The 17,936-nt window shown below is 44.5% G+C and carries 18 protein-coding genes; all 18 read left to right on the top strand.

Features of this window, described 5'->3' with window-relative positions:
* Positions 1-2,455, top strand: a 2,455-nt coding sequence (locus tag PVA01S_RS24640) for an HAD family hydrolase (protein WP_218029665.1), incomplete at its 5' end; no start/stop codon positions are given.
* Positions 2,452-3,351: a glycosyltransferase family 2 protein gene (locus PVA01S_RS24645; protein WP_127610368.1), complete on the top strand. Its 900-nt coding sequence runs from the start codon at positions 2,452-2,454 to the stop codon at positions 3,349-3,351. The genes PVA01S_RS24640 and PVA01S_RS24645, both read left to right, overlap by 4 nt.
* Before the next feature lie 11 nt (positions 3,352-3,362).
* Entirely contained in the window at positions 3,363-3,857 is a 495-nt protein-coding gene (locus tag PVA01S_RS24650) for a hypothetical protein (protein WP_236595740.1), read from the top strand.
* Positions 3,858-3,877: 20 nt separating this feature from the next.
* The gene (gene glf, locus PVA01S_RS24655; RefSeq protein ID WP_127610370.1) at positions 3,878-5,050 is read left to right on the top strand and encodes a UDP-galactopyranose mutase; all 1,173 of its coding nucleotides are present in this window, start codon (positions 3,878-3,880) and stop codon (positions 5,048-5,050) included.
* Positions 5,047-5,769, top strand: coding sequence for a cytidylyltransferase domain-containing protein (locus tag PVA01S_RS24660; protein WP_054800139.1), 723 nt, complete (start codon positions 5,047-5,049; stop codon positions 5,767-5,769). Before glf ends, PVA01S_RS24660 begins: the two co-directional genes overlap by 4 nt.
* A 21-nt stretch (positions 5,770-5,790) precedes the next feature.
* Positions 5,791-6,366 carry a GNAT family N-acetyltransferase gene (locus tag PVA01S_RS24665; protein ID WP_054797834.1) on the top strand — a complete coding sequence of 192 codons (576 nt, stop codon included), beginning with the start codon at positions 5,791-5,793 and terminating at the stop codon, positions 6,364-6,366.
* Positions 6,353-8,251: an NAD-dependent epimerase/dehydratase family protein gene (locus PVA01S_RS24670; RefSeq protein ID WP_127610372.1), complete on the top strand. Its 1,899-nt coding sequence runs from the start codon at positions 6,353-6,355 to the stop codon at positions 8,249-8,251. Before PVA01S_RS24665 ends, PVA01S_RS24670 begins: the two co-directional genes overlap by 14 nt.
* Positions 8,248-8,943 (top strand): HAD family hydrolase, encoded by a 696-nt coding sequence (locus PVA01S_RS24675; RefSeq protein ID WP_054797835.1) that lies wholly within the window; start codon positions 8,248-8,250, stop codon positions 8,941-8,943. Before PVA01S_RS24670 ends, PVA01S_RS24675 begins: the two co-directional genes overlap by 4 nt.
* 19 nt (positions 8,944-8,962) lie before the next feature.
* Positions 8,963-10,015, top strand: coding sequence for a pseudaminic acid synthase (pseI, locus tag PVA01S_RS24680; RefSeq protein WP_127610374.1), 1,053 nt, complete (start codon positions 8,963-8,965; stop codon positions 10,013-10,015).
* Between the two features lie 19 nt (positions 10,016-10,034).
* Entirely contained in the window at positions 10,035-11,390 is a 1,356-nt protein-coding gene (locus PVA01S_RS24685) for a DUF4910 domain-containing protein (RefSeq protein ID WP_230876233.1), read from the top strand.
* Positions 11,387-12,187: a formyl transferase gene (locus tag PVA01S_RS24690; RefSeq protein WP_127610376.1), complete on the top strand. Its 801-nt coding sequence runs from the start codon at positions 11,387-11,389 to the stop codon at positions 12,185-12,187. The genes PVA01S_RS24685 and PVA01S_RS24690 overlap by 4 nt, the downstream gene beginning before the upstream one ends.
* A 55-nt stretch (positions 12,188-12,242) precedes the next feature.
* The gene (locus tag PVA01S_RS24695; protein ID WP_054797836.1) at positions 12,243-13,190 is read left to right on the top strand and encodes a dTDP-glucose 4,6-dehydratase; all 948 of its coding nucleotides are present in this window, start codon (positions 12,243-12,245) and stop codon (positions 13,188-13,190) included.
* A 35-nt stretch (positions 13,191-13,225) separates the two neighbouring features.
* Positions 13,226-14,419, top strand: a complete 1,194-nt coding sequence (gene pseC, locus PVA01S_RS24700) for a UDP-4-amino-4,6-dideoxy-N-acetyl-beta-L-altrosamine transaminase (protein WP_201317858.1) — start codon at positions 13,226-13,228, stop codon at positions 14,417-14,419.
* Between the two features lie 86 nt (positions 14,420-14,505).
* The gene (locus PVA01S_RS24705; RefSeq protein WP_127610380.1) at positions 14,506-14,916 is read left to right on the top strand and encodes a flagellar protein FlaG; all 411 of its coding nucleotides are present in this window, start codon (positions 14,506-14,508) and stop codon (positions 14,914-14,916) included.
* A gap of 22 nt (positions 14,917-14,938) precedes the next feature.
* Complete coding sequence (gene fliD, locus PVA01S_RS24710) at positions 14,939-16,495, top strand: flagellar filament capping protein FliD (protein WP_127610382.1); 1,557 nt, start codon at positions 14,939-14,941, stop codon at positions 16,493-16,495.
* Positions 16,496-16,537: 42 nt separating this feature from the next.
* On the top strand, positions 16,538-16,930 hold the full coding sequence (gene fliS / locus PVA01S_RS24715; protein WP_127610384.1) for a flagellar export chaperone FliS: 393 nt from the start codon (positions 16,538-16,540) through the stop codon (positions 16,928-16,930).
* Positions 16,923-17,258, top strand: coding sequence for a hypothetical protein (locus PVA01S_RS24720; RefSeq protein WP_054797840.1), 336 nt, complete (start codon positions 16,923-16,925; stop codon positions 17,256-17,258). The genes fliS and PVA01S_RS24720 overlap by 8 nt, the downstream gene beginning before the upstream one ends.
* Before the next feature lie 383 nt (positions 17,259-17,641).
* Positions 17,642-17,839 (top strand): cold shock domain-containing protein, encoded by a 198-nt coding sequence (locus PVA01S_RS24725; RefSeq protein ID WP_010496818.1) that lies wholly within the window; start codon positions 17,642-17,644, stop codon positions 17,837-17,839.
* Positions 17,840-17,936: the final 97 nt, after the last annotated feature.

Here is a 17,936-nt window from a genome sequence, read left to right on the forward strand (position 1 = left end):
ACTAGGAAACGAGTGGGGAAATATGACATCTGTTCAATGGTGGGACAAGCCGTTCGATGATTCGCTTTGGAAAAGAGATCGATACCTAAATACAATCATCGGCTATGTCAATAATATTAAAATCTTGAGCTTAGATGTGTTTGATACACTTTTATTAAGAACTTGTGAGAAGCCTGTTGATGTCTTCTACCTGTTGGGACAGCAAGCCATTCAAATGCAACTTGTAAGAAATGGATTAACGGCAAAAGAGTTTCAAGAAATCCGTATATTAGCTGAGAGAAAGGCAAGATTCAGACTCAAAAAAGAAGCAGGGCATGACGAGGTTACTTTCGAGCAAATATATGAAATGTTACCGCAAAACATAGGCGATCGAGCTAAGATTATGAACCTCGAATTAGAAGTAGAAAGGCAAGTCTGCTATCTAAATCCTAATATCGAGTCACTAATTAAGAGTGTTAAAAAAAATGGAACCAAGATTGTTCTTCTATCGGATATGTATCTTTCCTCAGAGCAAATCAAGAGACTTATCAGTTCGTCAGGACTAGAAGAATCGTTGATTGACTTCATGTTCGTTTCCAATGAAGAGGGTGGGGGCAAGGCTAATGGGAACCTCTTTCATAAAATGGTGACGCGTTTTCCTAATGAAAATATCGATGCGTATCTACATATAGGGGATAGCGCAGATGCGGATGTATACGGGGCAATCCAGTTTGGTATCAAGGCTATTCACTATAAAGTAATACCATCTGATTTTGAAGGTGTTTTTGAATGGGAGAAAGTTCGACATCATGATATTTTGCCCCAATTACAATCGATTCGAAAGCTAGCTGGAGCAACATCGGCTGAATACCCAGAGGATGATCAATTTTGGTTTCGATTCGGGGCTGAAGTATATGGGCCTTTTTTAGCAGCCTATTGTGACTGGATACTGGACATTTGTGTTCAAGAGCGAAGAAAGGCCATTTATCCATTTCTCAGGGAGGGAATATTGCTTACCGGCATGCTCAAGAAGGCGGCGCAAATGCGGCGGCTTGATATAAAAATCGAACCTTTGTACGTTTCCAGACAAGCTACTTTTTTAGCGGGGCTGGATGCGTTCGATGAGGAGCATTTCGGTAATTTATTCGAGAGAAATCATTTTACTGTGGCGGATCTCATACGAATGCTTGAATTAGAAAAGGAACTGCAAGCTTACCTAGATTTTGCTCATATACCATTAAGTGAATCGGCAAAAATTGTTTTGTCGCAGGGCGGCAATTTGAAGCAGAGCTTGAAGAATGTACTGACAAGCTCGGTTGTGCAAGAGAAAATACGGGAAGTTATTGATAAAAGAAGAAATGATTTAGTTCAATACTTACAACAAAGCTGTAATTCTTTTGACGGCATCGTGACCGTTGATTTAGGCTTTAAAGGAACAATCCAAAGATCTATAAATGCTGCATTGAAAATATCAGGCATTCCTTTCGATATAAGTCATCTTCTTGCCGTTGGCGGCGAAGAAACGAAGCATCATCTTCTAGCGGGGCTCGATATTCGTGGGTTTACGGGAAATAGTGGGGAAAACCACGATTTAATCAAGACTATTATGAGAAGTCCTGAATTTTTGGAAGAGTTGTTAATGGGTGAAATAGGCTCCACATTAGGTTATGAACAACACCAAGGTGCCTCAAAGCCAATATTAGGGAAATTAAAATATGGAGAAGAAGAAATTAGAAAAAAACAAATCTGTCAAGAAGGTGTAATGGCCTTTCAAGCTTATTGGTACTACTTAAAAGAGAAAAAATCACAACTGATGAAAATTCCAGACGCGTCAAACCGTGATTTTGCTAAACTTATTCATAGAGTTATTGACATGCCAACAGCCGAAGAGGCTCATCAATTTGGTGGTTTGACACATGATGATAACTTTGGAAGTGAGCATGCAAGCAGCATTTGCACAAAAGAAGATTTAGAATTATGTAATCGATTAGGTTCGGAGCATTTTTTAGAGCTAGGCCGCTTTGGATTTAAAGCTACTGAGGTTTACTGGCCTCAAGGTGTAGTCACACGATCTGACCCTGCTGTAATTTTTCGGCATTATTTGAAGAATAGCACTGCCCATGGATATCTTTACATGATGAGTCATCTTGTATCCAATCTTCGACAAGCCCATATTCACGAAATTACGATCTACGGGGCAGGTGATGTAGGACAATCATTACTGAAAATTGCCCGTTTAAATCAAATTAAAGTAGCTTACTTTGTAGATAGAAAACCTTCCCTTTGGGGACAGAAGATAGATGGAGTAGAAGTGATCTCGTTAACATCGGCTTTGTCAAAAAACATTAATGTTTTTGCAGTTGGCTCCCTTTCTTTTATTAGCGATATTATCATGGATATCAGAACAAAATTTCAAGATGTCGGTAGATCGCCGCAAATATTTAGCCTTCAAATAGGCAAGGAGGCCCAGGGATGAAGGAGCCATGCGTGAGCATCGTTATGCTTTGTTGGAACCGCAAAGAAGATGTGTACGAAAGCCTGCAGCGTATTCGTGAGATCGAATACGGAGCTTTAGAGGTCATTGTAGTAGACAACGGCTCAACGGATGGAACACAGACGATGGTAGAACAGGAATTTCCCGAAGCGCGATTAATTCGCATGTATAAGAACCTAGGGATCGAGGCTTATAACATTGGGTTTGAGAATGCAAGCGGTGAATATATCGTTATTCTAGATGATGATTCTTTTCCTGCTAAACAAGCTATCCGTCGAATGGTTGATAAATTTCAGAAAGATCCACAATTAGGCGTGGTAGCTTTCGACGTTCGAAATTACTTCAACTATGACGAAGTAAAAACGATGGAAGCGGAAAGTGGAGATGTTAACACGGCTGCAATCACAAAAGATTATCTGATGTCTTTTAACGGAGCTGGAGCTGGTGTTCGAAAAGATATATTTAAAGAAGTTGGGTTCTACCCTGAAGATTTTTTTCTTTATAATAATGAACTGGACGTCGCTTTCCGTATTTTAGACTTGAACTATAAGATCGAGTTTTTTTCAGATGTGGTTGCTTATCATAAATTCTCGCCACAAAATCGAGCGTCGTGGAGGGCGCCTTATTATTACACTAGAAACGCCTTTTGGATTGTGTGGAAGAACTATCCGATTAGAGCGGCTGTAAAACAGACTCTCAAGTTAATCTACGATTGTTTATATGCATCCATGGAGCAAAGAACAAATGTATATCTCAAAGCTTTAATTGCCGCCTTCAGTCAGTCGGACGCAATCCGAAATAAGCGAAAAGCTGTTCGGGCTGATATTGTTCAGCGCCTTCGGGTCCCCTTTGATGTCTTTTTTACGTTTTATCGGTAATCGAAAGGTGGTTGGTCAATCTGAAAAATGCTCTAATTATACGTTCGGCAAGCTTTCAACAACTGGATAAAAATTTTCCAGCGATAGAAGAGGCACTGCCCGATCATCGGTTTCAAATGTTAACTCATGAGCATGGTGTTAAGCTAGCCGAGAAATATAAATTGTTAAGTAAAATATATGTGTATCCTTATAAACAAAGCTTTTCTTTTTGGCGTCCAGTGCAAGAATTCAAAGATCAGAAATTTGATTGTGTCATCGTTCCGGTATCCAATTTGACAGGAGCAGGTTTTTTAAATGTACTTCTGTTTTCATTAACGATAAATGCTAAGAAACGCTATATTTGTAATCTCATCTCTGATTTGCGCCCAGTTAGCATGGTCTCCATTATCGGTATGGGAGCTCGCAGCTTATTGATTTCGGCTATTTCAGTGCTAGTTACGGTTCTGCTTGCGGTTCCGTTAACTATTGGGTTGCCGATGATGCTTAGAAGATTGAAGAAGAAATAAGGTTTAATGGAGGTCTCCCTATGTTCGACTATATCATCGTGGGTGCGGGTTTTTCCGGCTCAGTCATGGCAGAACGGATTGCCAATGAATTGAACAAGAAAGTACTTATCATTGAGAAACGTCGCCATATCGCCGGAAATGTCTACGATCGGTATGATGAATCGGGATTGCTCGTCCATCAATACGGGCCGCATATTTTTCATACAAGAGTTAAATATGTATGGGATTATCTGTCTCAATATACGGATTGGTATTTGTATCATCACCATGTTCTGGGAAGCGTTGACGGGAACAAGGCTCCTATTCCTTTTAACCTAAATACACTATATACGCTTCTGCCGACTCACACAGCGGCCAAGCTGGAAGACAAGCTTCTTCGAGCTTTCGGTTATAATGTGAAGGTGCCGATCCTGAAGCTGCGGAACACGGATGATGTGGACTTAAAATGGTTGGCGGAGTTCGTCTATGAGAAGGTGTTTCTGAACTACACCACCAAGCAGTGGGGAATGAGGCCTGAGGAGCTCGATCCCTTAGTTACTGGAAGAGTTCCCATTTATATCTCTAGGGATGACCGTTATTTCCAAGATGCTTACCAAGGCATGCCCCAAAAGGGCTATACGGCGATGTTCGAAAGGATGTTGGGCCATCCGAACATCAAGATCATGCTGAATACCGATTATAGGGAAGTGATCAAGGCTGATTGGGAACGGAAGGCTGTGACACTTTTTGGGGTGCCTTTTAGGGGCAAGGTTATTTTTACCGGAAAGATTGATGAGCTTTTTGATTACGAGTATGGGGAACTCCCGTATCGCTCGCTGCGTTTTCAGTTTGAAACGCTCCATCAAGAACGTTTTCAGAATGTCGGCACGGTTAACTACCCGAATGAGTATGATTTTACGCGAATTACCGAGTTTAAGCACTTAACCGGACAGCAGCATGGATATACAACCATCGTGAAAGAGTATCCGCAAGCCTATATCAAAGATGTGGAAGGGCAAAATATACCTTACTACCCGATCCCGCGCCCTGAAAATCAAGAAAGATATGAAAAGTATAGGGATAAAGCGAAGGAATTTGATCAATTCGTCTTGCTCGGACGACTTGCCGAGTACAAATATTATGATATGGATGCGTGCGTGGCTAGGGCATTGCGGTTGTTTGAAGAAAAAGTTAAAGGCGGAACCCAAGAATGAAGATTATTCTGATTATCCAGGCACGTATGGGGTCGACCCGACTGCCAGGAAAAATCTTAAAGCCTCTCGGGATGACCACGGTACTGGATTATGATGTAACACGCTGCAGACAAATCAACCAAGTGCAGGATGTCATCGTGGCTACCTCAACCTTAGAGCAGGATGAACCTATCGTAGAGTGGTGTGAAGAAAACGGAGTGACTTGCTTCCGTGGTTCTGAGGACGATGTGCTTTCCCGGTATTACGAATGCGCTAAAGCGTACGCACCCGATTATGTGATTCGAGTCACCAGCGATTGTCCATTTATCGATTATCACTTGGGAAATCAAGTGGTGCAGGTGATGGAAGAGAATCCCAGTGACATCGTACTGCTTCAAGGCGCCCTGCCGCGAGGCTTGGCCATTGAAATGGTTTCATTCCAAGCCTTAGAATACATGTATCATTACGGCAAAGAGCACCGGCATCGTGAACATGTGACGTACTACGCCTACGAATATCCGGAGCGGTTTAAAGCGGCTTACTGTAAGATACCCGAGTCCTTACAGCATCCAGAGCTTCGTATTACGCTAGATACTCCGGAAGATTATGAACTGCTTAAAGCTATTGCCAATCATTCTCAGGACAAGCTGATTTCTTCGCAAACGGTAGTACAATATTTACTTGCTAATCCAGATGTAGCGGCAATTAATGCCCATATCCAGCAGAAACCGGTCGTTTAGACAAGACAGGAGTATCTAGTTATGAAATATCGTTGTTTAAAAGAATCATTCTACCGTACTGGAGGATATGAAGCTGTTACGTTGCGGCAACAAGACATGCTGTCCATCAAGCAATGGAGAAATGAGCAAATGTCGGTATTGCGGCAAAGCAAGGTATTGACGGACGAAGATCAACAGTCTTATTATCAGCATGTCGTCCGACCCTCGTTTGATCAAGAACATCCTACTATCATTTTGTTCAGCTTCTTATTGGATGGAGAATGTATCGGATACGGCGGTTTAACGAATAACGATTGGATGTGCAAAAGAGCGGAGATTTCCTTCCTTTTAAATACGAACCGAATTATGGATAAAGCTGGGTACAGGAATGATTTTACCGCTTTTCTTGCGTTAATGAAGAAAGTAGCGTTTGAAGATCTCCATTTTAACAGGCTATTTACCGAAACATATGATATAAGACCACATCATGTGATGATTTTAGAAGAGAGCGGTTTTCAATATGAAGGACGGATGCGACAACATGCAGTAGTAGACGGTAAATTTGTCGATTCCTTACTACACGGCTGCTTAAAGGAGTTTAATCATGCTAACCGGTAAAAAGGTTTTTATCAGCGGCGGGGCCGGTGTAATAGGCCAAGAACTTGTGAAAAAACTGCTTCAGCGTGGAGCTGAAGTCATGGTAGGGGATATAAAGCCTCGTCCACATGGTTGGGATTCGAGTATTATATACAGGCAAGGTGATTTAAATTATATCAGCTGTCAAGAGCTGCAACGGTTTCAGCCGGAATATGTATTTCACTTGGCTGCCACTTTCGAGCGTTCTGTAGAAACCTATGAATTTTGGAATGAAAATTATGAGCATAATGTCCGGCTTAGTCATCATTTGATGCACTGCTTAAAAGATATTCCGACGCTCCGAAAGGTTGTTTTTGCATCCAGTTATTTAATTTATAATCCTGCCACATATACGTTTCAGGAGCCTGCTTTCGAGGCTGTGAATCTGAAGGAGGAAGGAGAAATCTATCCGCGTAATCTTTGTGGTGTCGCCAAGCTTTTGCATGAGATGGAGCTGCAGTTTCTACACCATTTCCGCGGTACGTCCCTGCAAACCGTAAGCGCAAGGATTTATCGAAGCTACGGGAAAAATTCCCGCGACATCATATCTCGTTGGATTCGCGCTCTGCTGCAGGATGAGACGATTACCGTCTTCCGTAAAGAGGGGTTATTCGATTACATTTACGCAGAAGATGGCGCGGAGGGATTAATCCGCTTAGCCGAGAGCGATGCTGTAGGGATTGTTAACTTGGGCAGCGGGAGAGCGCGGCGGGTACAGGAAGTGCTGGATGTCCTTGCGCTGCATTTTCCTCACATGAAAGTAACCGAGGGTGATAGCGATATACCATATGAAGCCTCTCAGGCGGATATGAGTCTTTTCAAGAAATGGACCGGCTGGGCTCCCGAAAGACATCTAGAGGATACGATCCCGGAGATGATTGCTTATGAGCGTGATTGTAGCTCGTCTGAGGTACGCTCGGAGCCGTTCCGTATTCTGATTAGCAGTGTATCGAAAAAGATACCTCTGCTAAAGTCGGTCAACAAGGCGGTCCAAAAGCTGGGGTTGGAGACGCAGATCATTGGTGCCGATAACAATCCGAACTGTATCGGGAAACATTTCACCGATATGTTCTGGGAAATGCCACGGCTGGGTCAGCTTCCGGTGACTGAGTTAATTCGTTATTGTAACGAGCACGATGTCAAATGTATTATCCCGACTCGTGACGGCGAGTTATCATATTATGCGGAACATCAAAGCGAGCTTAAGCAGCATGGCATCCATGTTATGATATCGAAACCTGATACCGTACAAAAATGCTTGGATAAACAGCTTTTCTACGAAACGTTAAAAAATGCAGGGTTCCCGGCGATCCCTACTTCAACTTCAATAAAGGACATGGAAGCTGAAAAATATGTTGTAAAAGAGAGATTCGGCGCGGGCTCGGAAAGTTTGGGGCTTGACCTCAATAAAGAGATGGCGGTTTTGCATGCATTGAATCTAAAGCAGCCGATTTTTCAGCCTTTCATTATAGGGAAAGAGTATTCCATAGACCTGTACCGTGACAGAATGGGCCGTGTTAAGGGAACGATTGTCCGTTCGCGTGATTTAGTCGTTAATGGCGAATCGCAGATTTCGAAGACCGAGAATAACCCTGAGTTGGAGAAGCTGGCCTATGATATAGCGGACCATCTTGGATTATATGGACATGCCGTACTCCAAGTGCTCGTAGATGAAAAGGGTATGCCGCATATCATTGAATGCAACACTAGATTCGGTGGAGCATCTACGCTTAGCGTAGAAGCGGGACTGGACAGTTTTTATTGGTTCTTACTGGAATCTGCAGGTGCTGATATTAGCGAATACCCGTTCTTACGTTCAAAAAAAGAGAAGCGGCTAATACGCTTCGCTGAGGATTTGATCGTATGACCGTAGTCGTGTTCGACTTGGATGACACGTTATATAAAGAGCTTACGTTTGTAGAGAGTGGGTTTAAAGCCGTTTCATTCGATTTGCATAATCGATTCGGTTTGAAGCCGGAAGAAACGTTTCAAACCATGTGGTTGGAATTGCAGAGGCACGGCAGGGGAAAAGTATTTAATTGTGTTCTTGCACGGTATGGTCTGGAGACGAAAGGGAACATCCTTCATTGCTTAAATATTTACCGTATGCATCGTCCTGATATTTCGCTATATGACGATGCCCGTCGTTGTCTTGAAGAACTGAAAGCCTATCCGATGTATATTGTGACGGACGGCAATAAGCTGGTTCAGCAAAGTAAATTACAAGCTTTGGGGCTTTATGATCATGAGTTTATTCGCCATTGTTATATCACGCGAAGGTACGGAATAAAGAATGAGAAGCCTTCTCCGCATTGTTTTATGAAAATATGTGAGAGAGAACAGGTTGATCCCAAGGATGTTGTATATATCGGAGATAACCCTAATAAAGATTTCGTGGGCATTAAACCTCTTGGTTTTCGTACTGTTCGCATTATAAGGGGTGCTTTTAGCGAGCTTATCAAGCCAAATGATTATGAAGCTGAACATCAAATCGAGAGCCTGGACGAATTGGCAAATTTATTAGGATTGAATGCATACAAAGATCCATTTGCTTGTTAAGGGAAGCGGAGGAATAAACATGTCGGAAATTACAATAGGCCATCGCAAAATCGGTTCCGGTTATCGGCCTTTCATTATAGCTGAAATGTCGGGAAATCATAATCAGTCGCTGGAGAGGGCATTGCAGATTGTAGAGGCCGCTGCGAAAGCAGGGGCCGATGCGTTGAAGCTGCAAACTTATACTGCCGAAACGATGACACTTGATATCAACGAGGGCGAATTTTTCATCGATGATCCCAACAGCTTATGGAAAGGCAATTCTCTTTATACGTTATACCAACAGGCTTATACGCCTTGGGAGTGGCACGAGCCAATTTTTAAACGGTGCAAGGAACTCGGGATCATTTGCTTTAGTACCCCTTTTGATGAAACAGCTGTTGACTTTTTGGAAGAGCTTGATGTCCCATGTTACAAGATAGCTTCTTTTGAGAATGTAGATCTTCCTTTGATCCGTAAAGCGGCATCAACAGGAAAACCGTTAATTATTTCAACCGGAATGGCATCGATTGCAGAGCTTGACGAGATGGTACGTGCTGCCCGGGAAGCCGGTGGCGAACAGCTGGTTCTTCTCAAATGCACAAGCTCTTACCCGGCTACGCCGGAGGATTCGAATTTGTTGACCATCCCTCATATGAAGCAGCTGTTCCAGTGCGAGGTAGGGGTGTCCGATCACACGTTTGGCATCGGGGCCCCTCTAGCAGGTATTGCACTGGGCGCAACCGTGATTGAGAAGCATTTCACACTTCGTCGCGCCGATGGCGGAGTGGATTCCGTTTTCTCCATGGAGCCGGAGGAGATGAATGCTTTAGTCGTAGAAAGTGAAAGGGCATGGCAATCTCTAGGCAAAGTACAGTATGGTCTTCAATCCAAAGAAGAGGGATCGCTCAAACATCGCCGCTCTCTTTATTTTGCCGAGGATCTCAAGCCTGGGGATGTCCTGACCAAAGATAATTTGCGAGTCATCCGTCCTGGTCTAGGTTTAGCGCCAAAGTATTATGACATCCTTCTGGGCCGTAAAGTTAATCGGGAGATTAAAAAGGGCGCTCCAGTTACATGGGACAGCATTTTATAGAGAAGGAGCTTTACACCTCTTGAAAACAATCGAAGAGCATCGCAGCATGGATGAGTTGTTTGATCGATTATTTCCAATCTGCCGAAGCATTACGGGTCCGGGATTGCGGGAGAGCTTGGAGATTTTAGGCGAATATTTACCCTTGGAACATTTTGGGCAACCAACAGGCAGTCCGGTATTTGATTGGCAAATTCCAAAGGAATGGCGTATTCGCGATGCATGGGTAAAAGGGCCGGATGGTTCCAAAATTATTGATTTCAAAGACAGTAATTTACATGTGTTGAATTATAGCGTTCCAATTGACCGGAGAATGAGCTTGGACGAATTGAAAAAGCATTTGTTTACAATCCCTCATATGCCTGAGGCCATTCCTTACGTTACTTCTTATTATAAAGAGAGATGGGGCTTTTGCCTTCCCCACCGGCTCATGGAGCAGTTGGAAGAGGGGACCTACCATGCTTATATCGATAGTGATCATGTGGATGGCGAGTTGAACTTTGCTCATTCGATTTTGCCTGGAGAAAGCGATAGGGAAATTTTAATCAGCACGTATATATGCCATCCATCAATGGCAAATAATGAGCTCAGCGGTCCGGTGACAGCAGCCTTTCTTTACCGGAGACTGGCGTCTTGGCCGAGAAGAAGATTTACGTATAGGTTTGTGTTTGTCCCGGAAACGATCGGAAGCATCACGTACCTCCATCGTTTTGGGGCAAAACTCAAGGAGAGCCTATATTCTGGGTTAGTGCTAACGTGTTTGGGCGGTCTTGAGCACCCGTTAAGCTACAAAACATCCCGCCGCGGCAGTTCACCTGTGGATCAAGTGGTCGAGCATTTGTTCAGATTTCAATCGCTACAAGGGAATATTCGGTCTTTTACACCGATTAACGGCTCTGACGAACGTCAGTACTGCTCCCCAGGATTCAATCTTCCGGTAGGACAAATGTCCCGAATGGTGTACAATTGCTATCCGGGGTACCATAATTCCTGCGATACTAAAGAAGTCATGACAATTGAAGCCCTGCAGCAAAGTGTCGACGAGTTGGAAAGCGTATTGAAAGCTCTTGAGTTGAACGGATTTTATGTGAATCAGCGTCCGTTTGGAGAGGTGAAGCTGGACAAACACGACTTATACCCGGATTTGAATTTCCCTCTTAACGGAATTTACTCCAGCAATAACGTTGCCGATAATCGTATGCAGCTTGACCGGATACTGATGCTGCTAAACTATTGCGACGGTTGCTATTCTTTACTGGAGATTGCTGAGAAATGCAACTGCTCTCTAACAGATCTTGAACCCATTATAAACATGTTAATAGATAAACAATTATTGAAGGGTCCTTTCTTGGAGCCAAGAAATGAGATGATGACATGAAAGTCGTTTTTTTAACCGGCTCGCATCCAAGACATCTATATATAGCCCAAAAGCTGAAGGAAGCGGGTATGCTGCAGGGTCTTTTGATCGAAAACCGGGAGGACTTCGTTCCTGCCCCGCCGGAGGGATTGTCGGATCAAGACCGGGTCAACTTTATACGCCACTTCTCCGACCGTGAAGCAGCAGAGAGACGTTGGTTTGGACAGGCAGAGGGATTGGATTGGACCGATATTTCTCAGATGAATGTGACATCGGGTGAACTTAATTCCGAGAAGGTGGCCGATTGGGTACAATCTAATGGACCGGATATTGTAATCAGCTTTGGTGTTCACAAGATTGATGACGCTCTGCTGGCCAAATTTCCGGCGTATGCTTGGAATATTCATGGAGGGTTATCCCCATGGTATAGAGGCAGCATTACTTTATTCTGGCCTTTTTACTTTCTTCAGCCCAATTGGGCGGGCATGACGGTTCATTATCTCACTTCCAGCTTGGATGGAGGGGACATTGTCCATCACTCGGTCCCTGAATTATCGCAAGGCGATGGAATTCACGATGTGGCCTGTAAAGCTGTGAGGCAAGCGGCTGACGATATCGTGAAGCTGGTCGGGCTGCTGAGAAGCGGAGCAGACTTGCCTAAAGAACCGCAAAGATCAAACGGCAAGCTATTTTTATCAAAGGACTGGAAACCGCAGCATTTACGCTTGATCTACAATACCTTTAACAATGATATCGTAGACAAATATTTGGACGGAGAACTGGGGCATCAGGAGCCTCCATTAATTCGGGCCTTTTAAATATCGCGTGACACGGTAAAACGCGTGACACGGTAAAAGAAGAGAGGGAAAGCTGATGAACGTATTGGTCACAGGAGGCGCCGGATTTATCGGCCGGTGGGTCGTTAAACGATTATTGAACGACGGACATCAGGTTTCGGTATTGGACGATTTGTCCAACGGACGCGAAGATAACCTGGATGAGTTTCAAGGACATCCGGGGCTAGTCCAGTTTGTTATAGGCGATATCAAAAATCGGGGCTTGCTCGAAAAGCTTTTTGCCGAAGGACGCTTTGATGTTTGCTATCACCTGGGTGCATCGATCAATGTGCAAGATTCCATCGATGATCCGGAGACTACGTTCAATAACGATACAGTCGGAACCTTCTATGTGCTGGAAGAATGCCGGAAGCACACCGTAAAAGTTGTCTTTATGAGCACCTGCATGGTATACGATCGCTGCATGGATGATAAGGGGATTACCGAGCAGCATCCAATCAAGCCTGCTTCGCCTTATGCAGGGTCAAAAATCGCGGCGGAGAACATGGTTCTTTCCTATTACCATGCTTATGATTTGCCAACCGTGGTTATCCGCCCTTTCAATACGTACGGTCCGTTCCAGAAAACCGGCGGCGAAGGCGGCGTAGTAGCCATCTTCATCAAAAATACATTGGCCGGTAAAGACCTGCACATTTATGGAGATGGAACGCAAACCCGCGACCTGCTTTATGTGGAGGATTGTGCGCGTTTTGTCGTGGCGGCCGGATATTCAGGCCGGGTGAACGGGCAGATTGTGAATGCAGGCTTAGGCAGAGATATCACTATTAACCAACTGGCCAAGCTGATTGCAGAAGACGATGGAAAAATCAAGCATGTTACGCATATTCATCCGCAAAGCGAGATTCCCAAGCTGTTGTGCAACTATGACAAAGCGAAAGAGCTGTTAGGCTGGGAGCCGGAGGTTTCCTTAGAAGAAGGCATCCGCAGAACAGCGGAATGGATTCAAACAAGTCACCTGATGTAACGGGTGACTTTATTTTATCGAAGGAGGATGTATTCATGGAGAAGCTTGCGATACAGGGGGGTGTACCGGTTCGCTCCACCATGCTGGCTTACGGACAGCAGTGGATCGATGAGCGGGATATCGATGCTGTGGTCAGCGTGCTGCGCGGCCCTTTTATTACGCAAGGCCCTTACATCACGGAATTTGAAAAAGAAGTGGCATCGTATGCAGGAGCCCGATACGCCGTTGCCTTTTCCAGCGGTACAGCGGCACTGCATGGCGCGTGCTTCGCGGCGGGTATAGGGACCGGCGACGAAGTGATCACCACACCGATTACGTTTGTGGCCAGCAGCAACTGCGTCTTATATTGCGGCGGGACTCCGGTGTTCGCAGACATCGATCCGGCGACCTATAACATCGATCCTGAGGATATCAAGAGAAAAATTACTCCTCGCACCAAAGCGATTATTCCGGTGGACTTTACAGGGCAGCCTGTAGAGATTGAGGCCATTATGAATATAGCCCGGGAGCATGGGCTTTTGGTCATCCAGGATGCGGCACATTCGCTGGGTGCTGAGTATCAAAACAGAAAAATCGGCTCTTTCGCGGATATGACGATGTTCAGCTTTCACCCTGTCAAACACGTTACAACCGGTGAGGGAGGAGTCATTGTGACGGACCGGGAGGATTTGTACCGAAAGCTTCAGCTCTTCCGGAGTCATGGAATCACGAAAGATCCTTCCTTATTAACGCAGGATGAAGGGCCTTGGTATTATGAAATGCACGAACTGGGATATCACTATCGCTTAACAGATCTTCAGGCAGCCTTAGGCAGCTCACAAATGAAGAAGCTGGATGAATTTGTACGCAAGCGCAGGGAGATTGCCGCTTATTATCATGAAGCTTTTGCCAATTTGCCGGGTATTCGAATTCCTTATCAGGCTGCTTTCGCGAACTCAAGCTGGCATCTCTATATGCTTAGATTTGAGCGCGAGGCTTTTAAAGTAGACAGACAAGAACTCTTCCTGGCGCTCCGGGCGGAAAATATAGGCGTGCATGTGCACTACATTCCCGTGTATAAGCAGCCTTATTATCAAAGAATGGGCTACAGCTCCACGCATTGTCCTGAAGCCGAGGCCTTCTACCAAGAAGCGATTACGTTACCCCTCTTCCCCAAGATGACACGTCAAGATGTGGAAGATGTGGTGCGGGCGGTCAAAAAAATATATCAACAATACGTTCAAATCTAAAATATTATGCGAAATCGCTCTAAAACAAATCCGTATTGTTTCCGATATAAATACTAACCGTATAACGGAAATGGGAGGGGATGTTGATGAGCGCTAATTTTTCAATAAACGGAACGCCCTCCAACGGAGGAGAACGGACATCGGTGGAAGGGCAGGCCCGAGTGAAATCAACGGATTTGCCAGCCGCTGCCGAAGCGTCATTATTGCCTGTAAACCTGCAATCCGCAAAAGATCTGAAATCAGCTGAGTTACGGGGAGAATATGTTTCAGTTAGCGACGAACAGTTGATTAAAGCAATCGACCGGGCGGTAAAAGCCATGCAAGGCCATTCCACATCGCTTGATTTTTCCGTACATGAGCAAACGAAGCGAATTATGGTAAAGGTGATTGACAAAGAGAACGGAAAGATATTGAGGGAGATCCCCCCTGAAAAAAACCTGGATTTTATCGCCAAGGTTTGGGAGATGGCCGGTATATTGATAGATGAACGGAGATAATCAAGGAAGGAAGGTGTGACTCATGATCAATCGCGTATCCGGTCTGGCCAGCGGCATAGATACGGAAGGCCTTATCAGTCAATTGATGCAGGCGAAGCGGGCTTCCGTAGATAAGCTTTATCAAAACAAACAAACGATACAGTGGCAGCGGGAAGCATACCGCGACATGAACACGAAGATTTACGATTTTAGGAATAATAAATTAAGCAGCTATCGTCTGGAGGGAACCTTTGCAGCCAAGACGGTAGACGTTGCCGGTAACGCTGCGGCTATTTCAGCGAAAGCTACCGGTAATGCCGTGAACGGAACGTTTAAAATTGAAGTCAAGGAAATGGCGACGGCTGCAAGCAATTACAGCGCCGGCGACATTCGGAAGACGGGGCAAAAGATAGATCCCACCTTGACACTCTCTACCCAAGTGGGGAAATTTGACGTTTTCGATCCGGGAGGCAACGAGTTTACGATCAACGGGACGAAAGTGAAGTTCGATCCGACGAAAGACTCCCTGAATGATGTCATCGACCGAATCAACAAAACAACGGATGTCAATGCGTTTTATGATAGCACTACAGGATTCGTATCGTTTGTGTCCAAAAACACGGGGCTTGTTAACAACCCGTCGGATCCTGCTTCAGATAGCGCAGCGCCAGGAACTAACCTTGGCGAGAGAATAACCTTCTCGGGCAATTTTTTAACCCAAAGTCTGAAAGTGGCCACGGGCGGTCCGAATGAGAAAGTTGCAGTCAATGCCAAAGTATCGATTAACGGGATGCCCGAGGGCTCCTATGCAAGCAATAAGATAACCGTAAATGGGGTAGAGGTTACATTACTTAAGAAGGATCCCGGCAATCCTGCCACATTAACTGTAGATACCGACACGAATAAAATCATGGATACAGTGAAAGCTTTCGTTAAAGACTACAACGATATCTTACAAACGCTTAACGATAAGCTTAATGAAGCCAGGTATAAAAGCTTTCAACCCCTCACAGATACCCAAAAGAAAGACATGAAAGAATCGGATATCACGCAATGGGAAGAAAAGGCCAAGAGTGGTATGCTCAAGAACGATGATATCCTCAGTAGAGCCGTTAGCACCATGCGGCTTGATGTGTTTTCTCAAGTCGAAACCGGAAGCAAGAAATATAAGACACTGGCTTCTATTGGTATTGAGACCGGAGAATACATAGAACGAGGAAAGCTGTATATCAAAGACGAAAGTAAATTAAAAGAAGCGATTGAAAAAGAGCCGGAGGCTATCATGGCCTTGTTTACTGCAACAGGAAACGGCGATTCGGATCAATCCGATGTCGGGATCGCCAAGAGGCTGTACGATCATGCGCAGCTTACGTTGAATGAAATGATCCAGAAAGCCGGGAGTCCCGGCAGCTTTGATACTGGTGCCAAAGATCAAAGCTACATCGGGAAAAAGCTGTATTTATTGGACAAGGACATTGATGTAGCCAATGAACGTATTAAAAATCAGGAAGACATGTATTATCGAAAGTTTACAGCCATGGAGGCCGTTATTAATAAATATAATTCCCAGTCCAGTTACTTATCCCAATTAAGCCAATAGATGAAATACAAGGGTCCAACCAGTTGTTAGGGAGGAACATCGATGATACCAGCACAGAATAAATATTTGGCGACAGCTGTACAAACGGCAACCCCAGCACAATTACTCATCATGTTATACGACGGCGCAATCCGGTTTTGTCGTCTGGGCATCCAGGGCATTAAGCAGAGGAAGTTCGACGATGTGAACTATAATTTATGCAAAGCTCAAGAGATTTTGAGAGAATTGGCCATGACAGCCAACCCGAATATGGAGATCTCTGAAAATTTGGTTAAACTTTATGATTACTTCGTATTTCGGCTGATCGAAGCCAATACTAAAAAAGTTGCAGAGCCGGCGGAAGAAGTGCTTGGATACTTAGTAGAATTAAAGGAAACGTGGGTTCAAGCCGCCAAGCTTGCCAGCGCCCAGGCAGCCGGTATTACTCATGGATAGGCTGTTAACGGAACTCGAGCAGCTGACCGAAGGCTTTATAGTCAAGCTCGATTCGGTAACGGAAGAAGAGTTTGATACGTTCGTAACGGAGCGGGGAAGAATTATTTATGAAATACAAGGCATTACAAATAGTGTAGAGCTGCGTCCTGATCATAAAGAGCAAATTCAACGTATACTTCGGTACGATGAATTGCTCTTAACCGCGATGCACAAGCTGAAATCAGAAGCCGGCGATGGCTTGAAGAAAATGGATGCCGCCCGACTGCAACGCAATGCGTATGAAACGAATTATTCGATGGAAAGTGCGTTTGTGGACAAGCGGAAGTAAGAACGGCTAATGGGGTATGGAGACCAAGTCCTTGTAAAGGGGCTTGGTTTTTTTAATTGAACAAACGGTTTCAGCATTGCGTCGCACCGCGAATTGCGTGTCATCGTTCGTATGGATGTAAGAAAAAACAAATCACCGACCCCTGTGGACAATGTGCATAACTCTGTTGATAACTTTGCGGAAAATGTCGGAAAACCGCGACAGGACAAGGTTTTTCGTTGTGAATAAATTGTAGAAATTTGTTAACCTCATGTTAATACACGAATTTTCTAAATATTTTGCTAACATGGTGGAACTTGGATTGACATGGATGTTGAGGGAGTGATATATTCGAAATGTAGGCTAAAGCTTGCAGTTATTTGATGATGAAGGGAATGTTTGGCATGCAAGGTAAAGTTAAATGGTTCAACGCAGAAAAAGGTTACGGTTTCATCGAGCGTGAAGACGGTGGCGACGTATTCGTACACTTCTCCGCTATCCAAACTGATGGATTCAAAACATTGGAAGAAGGCCAATCCGTTGAGTTTGATATCGTAGAGGGCGCACGTGGTCCTCAAGCAGCTAACGTCGTCAAGTTGTAATCATCCGCGGTCCGCAAGGCCGCTAGCATAGATGGTTATGGTTTTGGGGGAATGTAGCAGCGATAAGAAGAACACTCTGAAGAAATTCGGGGTGTTC

The organism is Paenibacillus validus NBRC 15382, assembly GCF_004000985.1.
GTDB classification, from domain to species: Bacteria; Bacillota; Bacilli; order Paenibacillales; family NBRC-103111; genus Paenibacillus_G; species Paenibacillus_G validus.